The organism is Bacillus cereus group sp. N24, from assembly GCF_016483345.1.
Lineage (GTDB): Bacteria > Bacillota > Bacilli > Bacillales > Bacillaceae_G > Bacillus_A > Bacillus_A toyonensis.
The window spans coordinates 65,087-82,046 of sequence record NZ_JAEHCA010000017.1; the positions used below are offsets into that span (position 1 = coordinate 65,087).

Below are 16,960 nucleotides of genomic sequence, written 5' to 3' on the forward strand. Positions count from 1 at the left end.
TTTCATCCCTCCTTCGTAACAGCTTTCTCCTAAACAATATGAATGATGTTATAAATTTATGATTAGAGGTGTAAAATGATGTGGGATTTTCCGAAAAAATGGTTGGGGTTAGTAGTTATTATTGTAACTGTACTTTTTCTTTTTTTCTGGAAAACAAACCAGCATACAGAGCGATCGGTCATTGCAACGGATGTTCAGGCGAAAGATGTAGAGAAAAAAAGTAAACCGAAAATATTAGATGCAAAGGAACAGAAAAAAATACTAATTGATATGAAAGGGGCCGTTGTTAAAGAGGGGGTGTATGAAATGAAAGAAGGGGACCGGTTCAAGGATGCCGTTGAAAAGGCGGGTGGTTTTTTGCCCGAGGCAGATATAAAGAAGGTGAATTTAGCACAAATTGTACAAGACCAAATGATTCTTTATGTACCCAATAAAAATGAGCAAGTGCAAGATTTGGCTACCTCTTCAAAGGGGGAAGGGAAAGTTCAAATAAATGCAGCTTCTAAAGAGCAACTTGAAAAAATCACAGGCATTGGCTCTCGAAAAGCGGAAAGTATTTTGAAATATCGAGAGGAACATGGTCCGTTTCAGAAAATAGAAGATTTATTAAAGATTGATGGGATTGGTGTGAAGTCTTTGGAAAAAATAAAAGATCAAATTATTATTCCGTAAAAGATTGACGAAGTTTTTCTTCATTCGCTACACTACAAGTAGACAAAAAAGAAGGTGAAAAATATGGAACGAATTTCGTGGGATCAATATTTTATGACGCAAAGTCATTTGTTATCTTTACGTAGTACATGTACAAGACTTGCAGTAGGGGCAACAATCGTTCGTGACAAGCGGATTATTGCTGGCGGCTATAATGGTTCAATTAAAGGTGGGGTGCATTGTATCGATGATGGATGCTATGTCATTGATAATCATTGTGTTCGTACAATTCATGCAGAAATGAATGCTTTATTACAATGTGCCAAGTTTGGTGCGAAAACAGAGGAAGCAGAAATTTACGTTACGCATTTCCCTTGTTTACAATGTTGTAAGGCAATTATTCAAAGTGGTATTACAGCGGTTTATTATGCGCAGGATTATAAAAATCATCCATACGCCATAGAGTTATTTGAACAAGCGAATGTAACAGTGAAGCACGTTCCACTAGAATATGATATTGCTGCATTAGAGGAGCAAAAACGTTATACGGAGTTAAAAGAATTATTTGCGTCTTTCGAAAAAGATAATTTATCAATGGAAGAATTACAGCATGTATTCACGAAAGCAAAAATGATGCTATAAGGAGTGAGTATAAGTTGCATGAACAATGGGGCTATATTGCAATCTCTTTTATAATGGGGATTGCAATCGCCTTTTCCTTGTCATTTTTATGGATTGCTTGTTGTTTCGTTTTATATGTTTTCTTCTGTTTATATCGTACTTCGCGTAAAACCTTCATTTTTTGTATGATAGCGTGTTTTAGTGGTGCTATGTACACTTCGTATGTTCAAGGACAAAATAAGCCTCTAGGGGAGCCCTATGAAGCTACAAGAGGGGTGATACAAAATACACCTCTTATTAATGGGGATCGCCTATCTTTTCAATTTGAAGATCAGAATAAAAATACAGTGCAGTTAAGTTACAAAATGAAATCAGCCTTGGAAAAGAAACAATTACAACAATTATATGCGGGAGTATCCTGTGTATTCAAAGGTGAGAGGAAAGAACCGCAAACTGCTCGGAATTTTCATGGTTTTGATTACCGAGATTATTTATATAAACAAAATATTCATTTTATATTCCATGCTACATATATTTCTGAGTGCCAAAAAACATCATTATCATTTGTGCAATGGATTCTTTTTTATAGGCAGCACATAATCTTTAAAGTTACAGAAATGTTTCCAGAGCAATCAGGTGCTTTTATGAATGCATTATTATTTGGTGACCGACAACAAATGACGTTTGAAGTTGAAGAACAGTATCAGCAATTTGGTCTTGTGCATTTATTGGCGATTTCAGGGTCGCATATTGTTCTGTTAATGGTGATAGTTTACTTTGTTTTACTGAGAAGTGGTGTGACGAAGGAGATGGCGACAGTATTTCTAATTGTTTGTATTCCAGTGTACATGATTATAGCAGGCGCATCACCGTCTGTTATAAGAGCTTCTATAACAGGTGTTTTATTGTTGGTTGCTTTCATTTGTTCTGTTCGCTTATCTAGTTTAGATGCCTTAAGTATAACGGCTATATGTATGCTTATATACGACCCATATCTTGTTTTTAATATAGGATTTCAATTTTCATTTGTAGGTAGTTTCGCTTTAATTTTATCTGCTCCGATACTACTAAGGCATAGTAATGGAGTAATTCGAAATGCTATTTATATTTCTATTATCTCGCAGCTCGTTAGTACCCCGATTTTGTTATATCATTTTGGTTATTTTTCTCCATATAGTATTTTCCTCAACCTCATATACGTTCCATTTTTATCTATACTTGTATTACCATGTAGTATTATTATTCTGGTATTTATACCAATTATCCCATTTCTCGCAAAAGGACTTGCAAATATACTGTCAGTAGGTTTAATTATTTCTAATAATTTACTAAGTTATTGTGAAAGCTTACCGTTTCCCCGCCTTGTTTTCGGGCAAACATCTATACTTCTTATAGTTGTATATTGTGTGATGATTGTTAGTATATTGATCGTCTTGGAAAGAGGGCTGCCGAAAAAAATTGTATTCATAGTCATGAGTGGATTTCTTTTTATTAGCACGTGTCATTATGTATACCCGTATTTTCGCGAGAGTGGGAGTGTGACATTTATTGATGTTGGACAAGGTGATGCAATATTAATTCGACTTCCATATGATAAAGGGGTTTATCTTATTGATACAGGTGGAACACTTCGGATAAATAAAGAAGAATGGCAACGGAAAAAGCATGAATTTTCTGTTGGTCACGATATTCTTGTTCCTTTTTTGCAAAAGGAAGGTGTGAAAACAATTGATAAATTAATCATAACGCATGGAGATGCGGATCATATAGGTGCCGCATCAGATTTATTATCGTATATAACTGTAAAAGAAGTTGTATTTGGTCAAAAGAAACAAGAGACAGTATTAGAAAAGGTGTTAAAGAAAAAGGCATTAGAAAAAGAAGTGAAAATAAGTATAGCGGAAGAAGGGGAGTGTTGGAGTATAAATGGAGCGGAATTTTTTATACTAGCTCCGAAAGGGAAAGAAAAAAGTGAAAATAACTCTTCAATTGTAATGTGGGCCAAATTAGGAGGATTAACATGGCTGTTTACAGGTGATTTAGAAGAAGAGGGAGAGGAACTTTTAGCATCGACATATCCATATTTACGGGCGGATGTTTTAAAAGTTGCGCATCATGGGAGTAAAACGTCATCTACAGCACCTTTTTTGAGGCTTATACAGCCTAGTATAGCGATTGTTTCTGTGGGAGAACGGAATAGGTATGGACATCCGGATAAGGAGGTGATAGAGCGTTTTGAGAAGATGGGTACTGAAGTATGGCGAACGGATAAACAAGGTGCTATTTCCTATGTTTTTAAAGGGGAAACCGGAACCTTTAAAAGTAAAATCACATATGATGAAATACATAATAGATGAAAAAGAGAAGACTGCCATGAAATGGCAGCCTTTAAGAACCGATGAATTTAATAACAGTTGCAATAATGAAAAGTGTTGCGAAAAAACCAAATGAGACGATAAATCCTACCCCTGAATCAATAGCGTCATTGCGTTTACTTTGAACATTTTGTTCAAAATCATTCATTTAGAATCCCTCCCCAACATTCCACTTTAGTATAAAATATTGTCAGAAAAAAATCTACAATTTCCATATGAAGAGGAACCGAGTATTTTTACTACTTTCTAGTTCGTTAAGTGACATGAGTTTTTCGTTTCCAAGCATGTTAAGAGTTGGCACTTATACTCGGATTTTTATTGTGAATAATAAAGGGAAGGTGATTACCGCACACCAATAAGAAACCCGGGACTTATTGCGTGGCGTTTAATATAAATAAAGGGGCGGGTTGTAAAGCCTGTTCCTTTGTACTTGTAAAACAAAAGCTAGGGCATTAGTATAAATATATATTGCCAAGTTAGGGAGTAGGAAAAAAGTATGAGTGATATACATAAAAAAATTAAAAAGAAGCAGTTTGCTCCGTTATATTTACTGTATGGAACGGAAGCGTTTTTTATAAATGAAACGATAAAGCTTATTACAACAGAAGCACTTGAAGAGGAAGATCGAGAATTTAATGTTGTGACATACGATTTGGAAGAATCGTATTTAGAAGATGTGGTTGAGGATGCGCGTACACTTCCTTTTTTTGGTGAACGGAAAGTACTATTAATGAAATCACCACTTTTTTTAACTTCACAAAAAGAAAAGTTAGAACAAAATATAAAAATTTTAGAAGAATATATTGGTGAACCTTCTCCATTTTCTATTCTTGTTTTTGTTGCGCCTTACGAAAAACTCGATGAACGAAAAAAAATTACAAAACTATTAAAGAAAACAGCGGATGTAGTAGAAGCGAATGCGATGCAAGTGCAAGATGTTCAGAAATGGATTGGTGCTCGTGCTGATGAAGTGCATGTGCATATTGATAATGCAGCTGTTAGTTTGTTATTAGAGCTTGTGGGAAGTAATGTAACGATGTTGGCGAAGGAAATGGACAAGTTAACGTTATACGTTGGTATGGGCGGAGAGATTACACCAAAACTTGTTACAGAGCTTGTGCCGAAGTCTGTGGAGCAAAATGTATTTGCTTTGACAGAAAAAGTAGTGAAAAAGGATATTGCGGGTGCAATGCAAATTTTAGATGGATTATTTACGCAGCAGGAAGAACCGATTAAATTGCTTGCGTTATTAGTGAGTCAATTCCGCTTGCTGCATCAAGTGAAAGAGTTGCAACAACGTGGTTACGGACAAAATCAAATCGCGTCTCATATTGGTGTACATCCGTATCGTGTAAAGTTGGCGATGAATCAAACGAAGTTTTTCTCTTTTGAAGAATTAAAAAAAGTTATTATAGAATTAGCGGAAGCTGATTATAGTATGAAGACGGGGAAAATGGATAAGAAACTTGTGCTTGAGTTTTTCCTGCTGCGGCTAAATCATATGTAGTGATACAAAAAAGTTCATGTACTTGTTACGTGAACTTTTTTGTATATAAAAAAACGATCCAAATGGATCGTTTTTTAAACGCCTTACGCGTTTACTTGTTTCGCTAAGCGAGATTTTTGACGAGCTGCAGCGTTTTGGTGGATAAGACCTTTACGAGCTGCTTTGTCAAGTTTTTTAGAAGCAGTTTTGAAAGCTTCTTTAGCATTTTCAAGATCGTTATTAGTAACTAAAGCTTCTACAGTTTTAACAGCAGAACGCATGTCAGACTTGATAGAAGCGTTATGTGCACGACGCTCTTCGCTAAGTTTAGCGCGTTTGATAGCAGATTTGATGTTTGCCATACTTTTCACCTCCCTGGTGCAATCGAATGACTCGATTCTTAACATAGAACAAGTGATATTCTATCAAACGGTGAAGAGAATTGCAATAGTATATCAATGAAATTTCACGTAAAGGAAAGAATGACCTTATATAACTTTGGGAAATCTAACGATATTTACTATGAATTACGGAGGAGATACGATGAAAGAACCATTAGATTTAAGTAAATATAGTGTTAGAACTGACCTTGCTGTAGAAGCGCATCAAATGTTGCAAGAACGCCAAGAAGAACAAAAAGGGGTACAAGGAGTTGTTGTAAAAGAGAGGGAAGAAGAGGGTATTACAATTACAAAAGTCACAATTGATGAAGTTGCATCTGAATCGATGGGTAAAAAACCTGGAAATTATTTAACGCTTGAAGTGCAAGGTATACGTCAACAAGATACGGAACTGCAACAAAAGGTAGAGCGTATTTTTGCGAAAGAATTTTCTTATTTCTTAGAAGAGGTTGGCGTTACAAAAGAAGCGAGCTGTTTAATTGTTGGTCTTGGGAATTGGAATGTAACACCGGATGCACTTGGACCGATAGTTGTAGAAAACGTATTGGTAACGAGACATTTGTTTCAATTGCAGCCTGAAAGTGTAGAAGAAGGTTTTAGGCCTGTTAGTGCAATTCGTCCGGGAGTAATGGGAATTACAGGAATTGAAACGAGCGATGTTATTTATGGAATCATTGAGAAGACGAAGCCAGACTTTGTAATTGCAATTGATGCGTTAGCTGCACGCTCTATTGAACGTGTAAATAGTACGATACAAATTTCGGATACAGGGATTCATCCTGGATCTGGTGTTGGGAATAAACGTAAGGAGCTAAGTAAAGAAACATTAGGAATCCCTGTTATTGCGATTGGTGTTCCAACTGTAGTAGACGCAGTTTCTATTACGAGTGATACGATCGATTTTATTTTGAAGCACTTTGGAAGAGAGATGAAAGAGGGACATAAGCCGTCACGGTCTTTATTACCAGCGGGATTTTCATTCGGAGAAAAGAAAAAATTAACAGAAGAAGATATGCCGGATGAAAAAAGTCGGAATATGTTTTTAGGTGCTATTGGTACGTTGGAAGAAGAAGAAAAAAGAAAATTGATCTATGAAGTACTGTCTCCTCTCGGTCATAATTTAATGGTGACCCCAAAAGAAGTAGATGCTTTTATAGAGGATATGGCAAATGTAATAGCGAGTGGGTTAAATGCAGCGCTGCATCATCAAATTGACCAAGATAATACAGGAGCATATACACATTGAGGGGGAGAGACGATGATAGTTTAAGTCGTTTTGCACTTCTGTGTATATGTAGTGCAGTTTTATGTTTATTTATGATGATAGCAGGAGTTGCGCTTGCTAATCATGGTTTGAAAAGTATGAAAGGTTATCAGCAGCTGTCGTATGAACAAATAGCTCATATGACAGGGACAGAGGGTGCGAGTGCTGAATCAGAAATTTTGGGAAGTTCGTTTTCAACTATTGAGAAACAAAAACAATTAGAAAGTTTAAGAAGTTTTAATGTCGTAGAAGGAATTGGTATGGCGATAGCAAGTGTTGCTTATGAAATAACAAAGTTTGGAACGGATATAGTTGTTGGGAAAGTGAAAGAGATTTTTAGCTAAGAGTAGCAGGAAGAACGGTTGTCTTATCGTTTTGTACGACAGCCGTTTTTTAATTTGAAAAAGGTTTGTCTCTTATGGTTTGTTCGCATAAGATATAGATAGAATGATTTGTCTTGTAAGCAGCACGAGTTTTCATTGAATCTTTGCTGCTCTATTGATATAATCAGTGCTAGTGTATATTGGCGAGACTATTAGGAGTTGAGAACATAGATGAATAAAGAAGAAAGAGCAAAAAGACAGTCCAAAATTCGTAACTTCTCCATCATTGCTCACATTGACCACGGGAAATCAACGTTGGCAGACCGTATTTTGGAGAAAACAAACGCGTTAACACAGCGCGAAATGAAAGCTCAGTTGCTTGACTCTATGGATTTAGAGCGTGAGCGCGGTATTACAATTAAATTAAATGCAGTACAATTAACGTATAAAGCGAAAGACGGTGAAGAGTATATTCTTCACTTGATCGATACGCCAGGACACGTCGATTTTACGTACGAAGTATCTCGTAGTTTAGCGGCTTGTGAAGGTGCAATTCTTGTTGTTGATGCAGCGCAAGGGATTGAGGCGCAAACATTAGCAAACGTATATTTAGCGCTTGATAATAATTTAGAAATCTTACCAGTTATTAATAAAATCGACTTACCAAGTGCGGATCCAGAACGCGTACGTCAAGAGGTAGAAGATGTAATCGGTTTAGATGCATCGGAAGCTGTACTTGCTTCGGCAAAAGCAGGCATTGGTATTGAGGACATTTTAGAACAAATCGTTGAAAAAGTACCAGCTCCGACGGGTGATTCAGAAGAGCCGTTACAATGTATGATTTTCGATTCCTTATATGATCCATATCGTGGTGTAATTGCATATATCCGTGTTGTAAACGGAACGGTAAAAGTTGGCGATAAAGTACGTATGATGGCAACTGGTAAAGAGTTTGAAGTAACAGAAGTAGGTGTATTTACACCGAAAACAACGCAGCGTGATGAGTTAACTGTAGGTGATGTAGGTTTCTTAGCAGCATCTATTAAAAACGTAGGTGATACACGTGTTGGTGATACGATTACACATGCGAAACGTCCGGCTGCAGAGGCGTTACCAGGTTATCGTAAATTAAACCCGATGGTATTCTGTGGGCTGTATCCAATTGATTCTGCTCGTTATAACGATTTACGTGATGCGTTAGAAAAATTAGAGTTAAACGATTCTGCTCTTGAGTTTGAACCAGAAACATCTCAAGCGCTAGGATTTGGTTTCCGTTGTGGATTCTTAGGTTTACTTCACATGGAAATCATTCAAGAACGTATTGAACGTGAATTTAAGATTGACTTAATTACAACAGCGCCAAGCGTTATTTATAAAGTTTATTTAACAAACGGTGAAGATGTTATTGTTGATAATCCATCTAATATGCCAGATCCACAGTCTATCGATCGTGTAGAAGAGCCGTTTGTGAAAGCTTCAATTATGGTTCCGAATGACTATGTTGGAGCTGTAATGGAAATTTGCCAAGGTAAACGTGGAACGTTTATTGATATGCAATATTTAGATGAAACGCGTGTTACATTAACATATGAAATCCCGTTATCAGAAATCGTATATGACTTCTTCGATCAATTGAAATCAAATACGAAAGGATATGCATCATTTGACTACGAGTTAATTGGTTATAAACCGTCTAAACTTGTGAAAATGGATATTCTTTTAAATAATGAACAAGTGGATGCTTTATCATTCATTGTGCACCGTGATTCAGCGTATGACCGTGGTAAAGTAATCGTAGAGAAATTAAAAGAATTGATTCCAAGACAACAGTTCGAAGTGCCAATTCAAGCTACTATCGGAAACAAGGTTGTAGCACGTTCTACAATTAAGGCGATGCGTAAAAACGTACTTGCAAAATGTTACGGTGGTGACATTTCTCGTAAGCGTAAACTTCTTGATAAACAAAAAGAAGGTAAAAAACGTATGAAGTCTGTTGGTTCTGTAGAAGTACCGCAAGAGGCATTCATGGCTGTACTGAAAATGGATGACAACTAATATAAAATAAAGAAGGAGTCGTTTATGCGGCTTCTTTTTTTCTGTATCATTACTTTTTAGACATCTTAGTATCTCTCATTTACAATAGTGAGAGAGCTTTTTAGTTCATACAGAGTTAGGAGATTATTAATGTCTGAAAATATTCGAAAAGATATTCAAGAGAAACTACAAAATGGTAATTTTAATTGTGAAAAAGAATTGACGCTTTCTATTATTAGTGGAAAGTGGAAAGTTGTGATACTGTGGCATCTTGGTGTGGAAGGGCCTCATCGTTTTAGCGAATTACAACGGTTATTTCCAAGTATTTCTCATAAAGTTTTGTCGAACCAATTAAAAGAGTTAATTGAGGATGGGATTGTTGATCGAACAGTATATCCCGAAATTCCTCCTCGTGTTGAGTATTATATGACGGAACTAGGCATGTCACTTTTACCAATCGTTGAAATGATGTATGATTGGGGAAAAATGCGAATGGAACAAATCCGTAATACGTTAGAGAAGTAGAGAACCCTCCGGAGTGCGGAGGTTTTCTTTTTAGAAAGGTAGGAGTTATATTTGGTACAAGCTGCATATATTCATATTCCGTTTTGTCAGCATATTTGTCACTATTGTGATTTTAATAAAGTGTTTATTGAACGCCAACCGGTAGATCAATATTTAGAGTACTTAGAGAAAGAAATAATAAATACGGTTCAAAAAGTACCGTTTGATAGTATGAAAACGATTTTTGTTGGTGGAGGAACGCCGACAGCATTAAATATGGAACAGACAAAAAAATTGCTCGATATCATTAATCGTCGTTTGCGTCCATTTGCTCCGAATTGTGAATTAACTTTTGAAGCGAATCCAGGGGACTTACCGAAAGAGAAGTTGAACTTACTGTTAGAAGGTGGCGTGAACAGAATTAGTTTTGGTGTACAAACGTTTCGTGATGAACTGCTTGAGAAAATCGGGCGCAAGCATACGAGGGAGGATGCGTTTGTAGCAATTCGAGAAGCGCAGGAAGTTGGCTTTACAAATATTAATGTAGACATAATTTATGCCCTGCCAGGGCAGACGATAGAAGATGTAAAAGAAACGTTAGACATTGCCTTTACGCTCGGTGTGCAACATTTCTCAGCATATTCATTAATTGTGGAACCGAAAACAGTGTTTTATAACTTAATGAATAAAGGGAAATTAAGACTCCCAGGTGAAGACCATGAAGCGAAAATGTACGAAATGGTAATGGATGAAATGGAGAAACACGGTTATAACCAGTATGAAATTAGTAATTTCTCAAAAGGTGATAATGAAAGTAGACATAATCTCACATACTGGAATAATGAAGAGTACTATGGATTTGGAGCTGGAGCGCATAGTTATGTAAATGGAGAACGTATTCAAAATGTAGGACCGCTCAAGCAGTATTTTACGAAAATTGATGAAACAGGATTTCCGTATTTAGATGTTCATGAAGTGACTGAGAAGGAAAAAATGGAAGAAGAGTTGTTTTTAGGACTTCGAAAAACAAAAGGTGTTTCTAAAATAGCATTCCAAAAGAAATTCAATATGGAGATGGATCAAGTTTTCGCGAAGCAGTTACAAGGCAATCAAGAACAAGGGTTGCTTGAAGAAAGAGATGGATATGTGCGTTTAACACGAAAAGGGAAATTATTAGGGAATGAAGTGTTCCAGTCATTTTTGATTGACTAATTAAATGTTTCATAAACGTGAAAAATTTTCATTATTTCGTGACGTTTCCGTTGACAATTGAATGTCAATTTTGGTAAGTTATTAATAGATTTAGCACTCGAAGACAAAGAGTGCTAACAGAGGTGATGATGAGATGCTTACGGAACGTCAGCTCTTAATTTTACAAACAATTATTGATGACTTTATTGGATCAGCGCAGCCCGTTGGGTCTAGAACGTTGGCTAAAAAAGAAGAAATCACATTTAGTTCAGCTACTATTCGAAATGAAATGGCTGATTTAGAAGAATTAGGTTTTATTGAAAAAACACATAGTTCTTCTGGACGGGTTCCTTCTGAGAAAGGATACCGATTTTATGTAGACCATCTTTTAGCGCCGCAAAACTTACCGAACGATGAAATTGTACAAATTAAAGATTTATTTGCTGAAAGAATTTTTGAAGCAGAAAAAGTTGCACAGCAATCTGCTCAAATTTTATCAGAGCTTACGAGCTATACGGCGATTGTTCTAGGGCCTAAGTTAAGCACAAATAAACTTAAAAACGTACAAATTGTGCCGCTTGATCGTCAAACAGCAGTCGCTATTATTGTAACGGATACAGGGCATGTACAAAGTAAAACGATTACCGTTCCGGAATCTGTTGATTTATCAGATTTAGAAAAAATGGTTAACATTTTAAATGAAAAGCTATCTGGTGTACCGATGGCAGAACTTCATAATAAAATCTTTAAAGAGATTGTTACAGTTTTACGTGGGTATGTTCATAATTACGATAGTGCGATAAAAATGTTAGATGGTACATTTCAAGTTCCGTTATCGGAAAAGATATACTTTGGAGGGAAAGCGAATATGCTTTCGCAACCGGAGTTCCATGACATTCATAAAGTAAGATCTTTGCTGACGATGATTGATAATGAGGCTGCGTTTTATGACATTTTGCGTCATAAACAAGTCGGAATTCAAGTGAAAATTGGTAGAGAAAATTCTTCTACGGCAATGGAGGATTGCAGTTTGATTTCTGCAACGTATTCGATTGGAGAAGAGCAACTTGGAACAATTGCAATTTTAGGTCCTACGAGAATGCAATACTCTCGTGTAATTAGTTTACTGCAGTTATTTACAAGACAGTTTACAGACGGACTTAAAAAGTAAATGAGAGTAATACATTCGCTCAAGTGATGAAATTTTCATTGCTGTGTGTAATATATAATGCTTAGGTAATCATGCCAAGCATGATACCTAATACCTTTTAAGGAGGTGAAAATTGTGGAAGAGCGTAACGAACAAGTGGTAGAAGAAGTGAAAGAAGCGCAAGTTGAAGAAGCTGTCACGCCAGAAAACAGTGAAAAAACTGTAGAAGAAAAAAGTGAGGCTGCTCTTTTACAAGAAAAAGTAGATGAGTTACAAGCGAAACTAACGGAAACGGAAGGTCGCACATTACGTCTACAAGCTGATTTTGAAAATTATAAGCGCCGTGTCCAAATGGATAAACAGGCTGCTGACAAATATAGAGCACAAAGTCTAGTTTCAGATATTTTGCCAGCTCTTGATAATTTTGAAAGAGCGATGCAAGTGGAAGCGACTGACGAGCAAACGAAATCCTTGTTACAAGGTATGGAAATGGTGCATCGTCAATTGCTAGAAGCGTTGACTAAAGAAGGTGTGGAAGCGATTGAAGCTGTTGGTAAACAGTTTGATCCGAATGAACACCAAGCTATTATGCAAGTGGAAGACAGTGAATTTGAATCAAACGCGGTAGTTGAAGAATTCCAAAAAGGTTATAAACTAAAAGACCGTGTGATTCGCCCATCAATGGTAAAAGTAAATCAATAATTTACATAAAAGTAGGAGGATTCGCCATGAGTAAAATTATCGGTATTGACTTAGGTACAACAAACTCTTGTGTAGCTGTTATGGAAGGTGGAGAACCAAAGGTTATCCCAAATCCAGAAGGAAACCGTACAACACCTTCTGTTGTAGCTTTCAAAAATGAAGAGCGTCAAGTTGGGGAAGTTGCGAAGCGTCAAGCAATTACAAACCCAAATACAATCATGTCTGTTAAACGTCATATGGGTACAGACTACAAAGTAGAAGTTGAAGGTAAAGATTTTACACCTCAAGAAATTTCTGCAATCATTTTACAAAACTTAAAAGCTTCTGCTGAAGCATACTTAGGTGAAACAGTAACGAAAGCTGTTATTACAGTACCTGCATACTTCAACGATGCAGAGCGTCAAGCAACGAAAGATGCTGGTCGTATCGCTGGTTTAGAAGTTGAGCGTATCATTAACGAACCAACAGCAGCAGCACTTGCTTACGGTTTAGAAAAACAAGATGAAGAGCAAAAAATCTTAGTATATGACTTAGGTGGCGGTACATTTGACGTATCTATCCTTGAGTTAGCAGACGGCACATTCGAAGTTATTTCAACTGCTGGTGACAACCGCCTTGGTGGAGATGACTTTGACCAAGTTATCATCGATCACTTAGTAGCTGAATTCAAAAAAGAAAATAACATTGATTTAAGCCAAGATAAAATGGCACTTCAACGTTTGAAAGATGCAGCTGAAAAAGCGAAAAAAGATCTTTCAGGTGTAACACAAACACAAATTTCATTACCATTCATTAGTGCTGGAGCTGCTGGCCCATTACACTTAGAATTAACGTTAACAAGAGCGAAATTCGAAGAGATTTCAGCAGGTCTTGTTGAAAGAACGTTAGAGCCAACTCGTCGTGCATTAAAAGACGCTGGCTTTGCTCCAAGTGAATTAGATAAAGTTATCCTTGTTGGTGGATCTACTCGTATCCCAGCTGTTCAAGAAGCTATTAAACGTGAAACTGGTAAAGAGCCATACAAAGGCGTAAACCCTGATGAAGTTGTAGCATTAGGTGCTGCGGTTCAAGGTGGCGTACTTACTGGTGATGTAGAAGGCGTACTATTATTAGACGTAACTCCACTTTCTTTAGGTATTGAAACTATGGGTGGTGTGTTCACGAAATTAATCGAGCGTAACACTACAATTCCAACAAGTAAGTCACAAGTATTCTCAACAGCTGCTGATAACCAACCGGCAGTAGACATTCATGTACTACAAGGTGAGCGTCCAATGTCAGCTGACAACAAAACATTAGGTCGTTTCCAATTAACGGATCTTCCACCAGCACCACGTGGTATTCCACAAATCGAAGTAACATTCGATATTGATGCGAACGGTATCGTTAACGTACGTGCAAAAGACTTAGGAACAAGCAAAGAGCAAGCTATTACAATTCAATCTTCTTCAGGTCTTTCTGATGAAGAAGTAGATCGTATGGTACAAGAAGCAGAAGCAAATGCTGACGCTGACCAAAAACGTAAGGAAGAAGTTGAACTTCGTAATGAAGCTGACCAACTTGTATTCCAAACAGATAAAGTTGTAAAAGATTTAGAAGGTAAAGTAGATGCGGCTGAGGTTGCAAAAGCGACAGAAGCGAAAGAAGCGTTGCAAGCGGCAATTGAGAAAAACGATCTTGATGAAATCCGTGCGAAAAAAGATGCTTTACAAGAAATCGTACAACAATTAAGCGTTAAATTATACGAGCAAGCTCAAGCAGCTGCAGGGCAAGCAGAAGGTGCACAAGGAGCACAAGACGCTGGCGCGAAAAAAGATAATGTAGTAGACGCTGAATTTGAAGAAGTAAAAGAAGACAAGTAATTTAAGTACAAACATAATAAGTAAGATGACAAAAAGTCAAAGTCAAGCGTGCCTTGGCTTTGGCTTTTTTCATAAATGAGGAGAAATGTGTGAGGATCTTAAGTTTTTTACCTTGCATACTGTAAGTGAGGAAACTTTGTTGCAAAGCACTTTCTTTCGGTGTTAAAATTACGTTTATGTGAAAGATTCGGGGGTTGCAAATTTATGAGTAAACGAGACTATTATGAGGTCCTTGGACTTAGCCAGGGCGCTTCAAAAGATGAAATTAAAAAAGCGTATCGTCGTTTGGCTAAAAAATACCATCCAGACGTGAGTAAAGAAGAAAATGCAATTGAAAAGTTTAAAGAAGTACAAGAGGCATACGAAGTGTTGAGCGATGATCAAAAGCGTGCGCAGTACGATCAATTTGGTCATGCTGGTGCAAATCAAGGCTTCGGTGGCGGAGGAGACTTCGGCGGTGGCTTCGGTTTTGAAGATATCTTTAGTTCGTTCTTTGGCGGCGGTGGCGGCAGACGTCGTGATCCAAATGCTCCGCGCCAAGGTGCTGACTTACAATATCAAGTCACTTTAGACTTTGAAGAAGCTATTTTTGGTAAAGAGTTAAACGTTGAAATTCCAGTAGAAGATCCATGTGATACTTGTAAAGGTAGCGGGGCAAAACCAGGAACTTCAAAAGAAACATGTAAACATTGTTCAGGATCAGGTCAAGTAAGTGTAGAACAAAATACACCGTTTGGTCGTATTGTAAACCGTCAAGCTTGTGGTCATTGTTCAGGAACTGGTCAAATGATTAAAGAAAAATGTACGACATGTCATGGTTCAGGTAAAGTACGTAAGCGTAAAAAAATTAACGTTAAGATTCCAGCTGGTATTGATAATGGCCAACAAATTCGTGTATCTGGAAAAGGTGAAGCGGGCGTAAATGGTGGACCGGCAGGAGATTTATATGTAGTTGTTCATGTAAGAAATCATGAATTCTTCGAGCGTGAAGGTGATCATATTATTTGCGAAATGCCATTAACATTTGCGCAAATGGCACTTGGTGCTGAAGTAGAAGTTCCTACTGTTCATGGGAAAGTGAAGCTGAAAATTCCAGCAGGAACACAAACAGGAACAGAATTCCGCTTAAAAGGAAAAGGTGCTCCAAACGTACGTGGATACGGTCAAGGAGATCAATATGTAGTCGTTCGTGTTGTTGTACCAACAAAATTAAATTCACATCAAAAAGATTTATTACGTGAATTTGCAGGGCAAGAAGAGCAGGATGATAGTTTATTCGGAAAGCTTAAACGTGCTTTCAAAGGGGAATAATGGAAATAAAAAATGGAGTTGGTAAATTGTGAAATGGTCAGAAGTTAGTATTCATACAACAGAAGAAGCAGTAGAAGCTGTCTCTCATATTTTACATGAAGCTGGTGCTAGTGGAGTTGCGATTGAGGATCCAGCAGAGTTGACGAAAGAGCGCGAGCAACAATATGGTGAAATTTATGCATTGAACCCAGATGAATACCCGGCAGAGGGTGTATTAGTAAAAGCATATTTCCCACAAACGGATTCTTTACAGGAAACGATTGCCGGTGTAAAATCATCTATTGATGTGCTTCCATCTTACGACATTGAAATTGGTACTGGAAATATTACCATTAACGAAGTCAATGAAGAAGATTGGGCTACTGCTTGGAAAAAGTATTACCATCCAGTACAAATTTCTGATACATTCACAATCGTACCGACATGGGAAGAATACACACCATCTTCTCCAGATGAAAAAATCATTGAATTAGACCCGGGTATGGCGTTTGGTACAGGAACTCATCCAACAACAACGATGTGTATTCGTGCTTTAGAAAAAACAGTTCAATCAGGTGATACTGTCATTGATGTAGGAACGGGTTCAGGTGTACTTAGTATTGCAGCGGCAAAATTAGGTGCGTCTTCTGTTCAAGCATACGATTTAGATCCAGTTGCAGTGGAAAGTGCGGAAATGAATGTACGTTTAAATAAAACAGATGATATCGTATCTGTTGGACAAAATAGTCTTTTAGAAGGTATTGAAGGACCTGTTGATTTAATCGTAGCGAATTTATTAGCAGAAATTATTCTTCTATTCCCTGAAGATGCAGCACGAGTTGTAAAATCAGGTGGATTATTCATTACATCTGGTATTATTGCAGCGAAAGAAAAAGTAATTTCTGAGGCGTTAGAAAAAGCTGGATTTACAATTGAAGAAGTATTACGAATGGATGATTGGGTAGCAATTATTGCACGAAATGCGTAATATAGATTTTAGTTTATAATGAAAAGGGGAGTCTCTCACTATAAGGTGAGGGACTTGCCGTTTGTTATATGAAAAATGATAACGTTTCGTTCTTTTCGTAAGTGTTGACTTACGAAAG

16 protein-coding genes are annotated in these 16,960 nt (G+C 37.1%); 14 read left to right on the forward strand and 2 right to left on the reverse strand.

Translation table 11 applies throughout. From position 1 onward, the window contains the following. Window positions 1-75: 75 nt before the first annotated feature. The 3 genes from JDS95_RS21525 (at window position 76) to JDS95_RS21535 (ending at window position 3,629) form a co-directional block, all read left to right on the forward strand. Entirely contained in the window at window positions 76-672 is a 597-nt protein-coding gene (locus tag JDS95_RS21525; RefSeq protein WP_000989947.1) for a helix-hairpin-helix domain-containing protein, read from the forward strand. 63 nt (window positions 673-735) lie between these two features. Further along, window positions 736-1,293, forward strand: a complete 558-nt coding sequence (locus JDS95_RS21530; RefSeq protein ID WP_000439772.1) for a ComE operon protein 2 — start codon at window positions 736-738, stop codon at window positions 1,291-1,293. A 14-nt stretch (window positions 1,294-1,307) separates the two neighbouring features. Beyond that, window positions 1,308-3,629 (forward strand): DNA internalization-related competence protein ComEC/Rec2, encoded by a 2,322-nt coding sequence (locus JDS95_RS21535; protein WP_033660816.1) that lies wholly within the window; start codon window positions 1,308-1,310, stop codon window positions 3,627-3,629. 31 nt (window positions 3,630-3,660) lie between these two features. Here the strand turns inward: JDS95_RS21535 and JDS95_RS21540 are convergent, their stop codons facing one another. Next, entirely contained in the window at window positions 3,661-3,795 is a 135-nt protein-coding gene (locus tag JDS95_RS21540) for a YqzM family protein (RefSeq protein WP_000997609.1), read from the reverse strand. Window positions 3,796-4,143: 348 nt separating this feature from the next. Here JDS95_RS21540 and holA point away from each other — a divergent pair, with 348 nt between their 5' ends. After that, a complete protein-coding gene (holA, locus tag JDS95_RS21545) occupies window positions 4,144-5,154 on the forward strand; it encodes a DNA polymerase III subunit delta (RefSeq protein WP_001279927.1) in 1,011 nt (336 codons plus the stop codon). Between the two features lie 83 nt (window positions 5,155-5,237). Here the strand turns inward: holA and rpsT are convergent, their stop codons facing one another. Continuing rightward, on the reverse strand, window positions 5,238-5,495 hold the full coding sequence (gene rpsT, locus JDS95_RS21550) for a 30S ribosomal protein S20 (RefSeq protein ID WP_001274011.1): 258 nt from the start codon (window positions 5,493-5,495) through the stop codon (window positions 5,238-5,240). A gap of 181 nt (window positions 5,496-5,676) precedes the next feature. On the opposite strand from rpsT, the gene gpr reads away from it, so the two are divergent. The 10 genes from gpr to prmA all read left to right on the forward strand — a co-directional run bounded on the left by gpr (window position 5,677) and on the right by prmA (window position 16,842). Further along, window positions 5,677-6,780, forward strand: coding sequence for a GPR endopeptidase (gene gpr / locus JDS95_RS21555; RefSeq protein WP_000662636.1), 1,104 nt, complete (start codon window positions 5,677-5,679; stop codon window positions 6,778-6,780). After that, window positions 6,777-7,142: a YqxA family protein gene (locus JDS95_RS21560; protein WP_001214891.1), complete on the forward strand. Its 366-nt coding sequence runs from the start codon at window positions 6,777-6,779 to the stop codon at window positions 7,140-7,142. The genes gpr and JDS95_RS21560 overlap by 4 nt, the downstream gene beginning before the upstream one ends. Before the next feature lie 210 nt (window positions 7,143-7,352). Next, window positions 7,353-9,176, forward strand: a complete 1,824-nt coding sequence (gene lepA, locus JDS95_RS21565) for an elongation factor 4 (protein ID WP_001030961.1) — start codon at window positions 7,353-7,355, stop codon at window positions 9,174-9,176. A 129-nt stretch (window positions 9,177-9,305) separates the two neighbouring features. Beyond that, window positions 9,306-9,680 carry a winged helix-turn-helix transcriptional regulator gene (locus tag JDS95_RS21570; RefSeq protein ID WP_199690777.1) on the forward strand — a complete coding sequence of 125 codons (375 nt, stop codon included), beginning with the start codon at window positions 9,306-9,308 and terminating at the stop codon, window positions 9,678-9,680. A 51-nt stretch (window positions 9,681-9,731) separates the two neighbouring features. Continuing rightward, window positions 9,732-10,871, forward strand: a complete 1,140-nt coding sequence (hemW, locus tag JDS95_RS21575) for a radical SAM family heme chaperone HemW (protein ID WP_000249445.1) — start codon at window positions 9,732-9,734, stop codon at window positions 10,869-10,871. Window positions 10,872-11,004: 133 nt separating this feature from the next. Beyond that, a complete protein-coding gene (hrcA, locus tag JDS95_RS21580; protein ID WP_000954961.1) occupies window positions 11,005-12,021 on the forward strand; it encodes a heat-inducible transcriptional repressor HrcA in 1,017 nt (338 codons plus the stop codon). A gap of 114 nt (window positions 12,022-12,135) precedes the next feature. Continuing rightward, window positions 12,136-12,702, forward strand: coding sequence for a nucleotide exchange factor GrpE (grpE, locus tag JDS95_RS21585; protein ID WP_000392715.1), 567 nt, complete (start codon window positions 12,136-12,138; stop codon window positions 12,700-12,702). Window positions 12,703-12,728: 26 nt separating this feature from the next. Continuing rightward, window positions 12,729-14,564, forward strand: a complete 1,836-nt coding sequence (gene dnaK / locus JDS95_RS21590) for a chaperone protein DnaK (RefSeq protein WP_000034693.1) — start codon at window positions 12,729-12,731, stop codon at window positions 14,562-14,564. Window positions 14,565-14,768: 204 nt separating this feature from the next. Continuing rightward, on the forward strand, window positions 14,769-15,875 hold the full coding sequence (dnaJ, locus tag JDS95_RS21595; protein WP_000043956.1) for a chaperone protein DnaJ: 1,107 nt from the start codon (window positions 14,769-14,771) through the stop codon (window positions 15,873-15,875). 28 nt (window positions 15,876-15,903) lie between these two features. Next, window positions 15,904-16,842 (forward strand): 50S ribosomal protein L11 methyltransferase, encoded by a 939-nt coding sequence (gene prmA, locus JDS95_RS21600; RefSeq protein ID WP_000872124.1) that lies wholly within the window; start codon window positions 15,904-15,906, stop codon window positions 16,840-16,842. Window positions 16,843-16,960 lie beyond the last annotated feature (118 nt).

Coding starts and splice junctions, on each gene's coding strand:
- JDS95_RS21525 (WP_000989947.1), top strand. CDS start 76: ATGATGTGGGATTTTCCGAAAAAATGGTTGGGGTTAGTAGTTATTATT.
- JDS95_RS21530 (WP_000439772.1), top strand. CDS start 736: ATGGAACGAATTTCGTGGGATCAATATTTTATGACGCAAAGTCATTTG.
- JDS95_RS21540 (WP_000997609.1), bottom strand. CDS start 3,795: ATGAATGATTTTGAACAAAATGTTCAAAGTAAACGCAATGACGCTATT.
- holA (WP_001279927.1), top strand. CDS start 4,144: ATGAGTGATATACATAAAAAAATTAAAAAGAAGCAGTTTGCTCCGTTA.
- rpsT (WP_001274011.1), bottom strand. CDS start 5,495: ATGGCAAACATCAAATCTGCTATCAAACGCGCTAAACTTAGCGAAGAG.
- gpr (WP_000662636.1), top strand. CDS start 5,677: ATGAAAGAACCATTAGATTTAAGTAAATATAGTGTTAGAACTGACCTT.
- lepA (WP_001030961.1), top strand. CDS start 7,353: ATGAATAAAGAAGAAAGAGCAAAAAGACAGTCCAAAATTCGTAACTTC.
- JDS95_RS21570 (WP_199690777.1), top strand. CDS start 9,306: ATGTCTGAAAATATTCGAAAAGATATTCAAGAGAAACTACAAAATGGT.
- hrcA (WP_000954961.1), top strand. CDS start 11,005: ATGCTTACGGAACGTCAGCTCTTAATTTTACAAACAATTATTGATGAC.
- dnaK (WP_000034693.1), top strand. CDS start 12,729: ATGAGTAAAATTATCGGTATTGACTTAGGTACAACAAACTCTTGTGTA.
- dnaJ (WP_000043956.1), top strand. CDS start 14,769: ATGAGTAAACGAGACTATTATGAGGTCCTTGGACTTAGCCAGGGCGCT.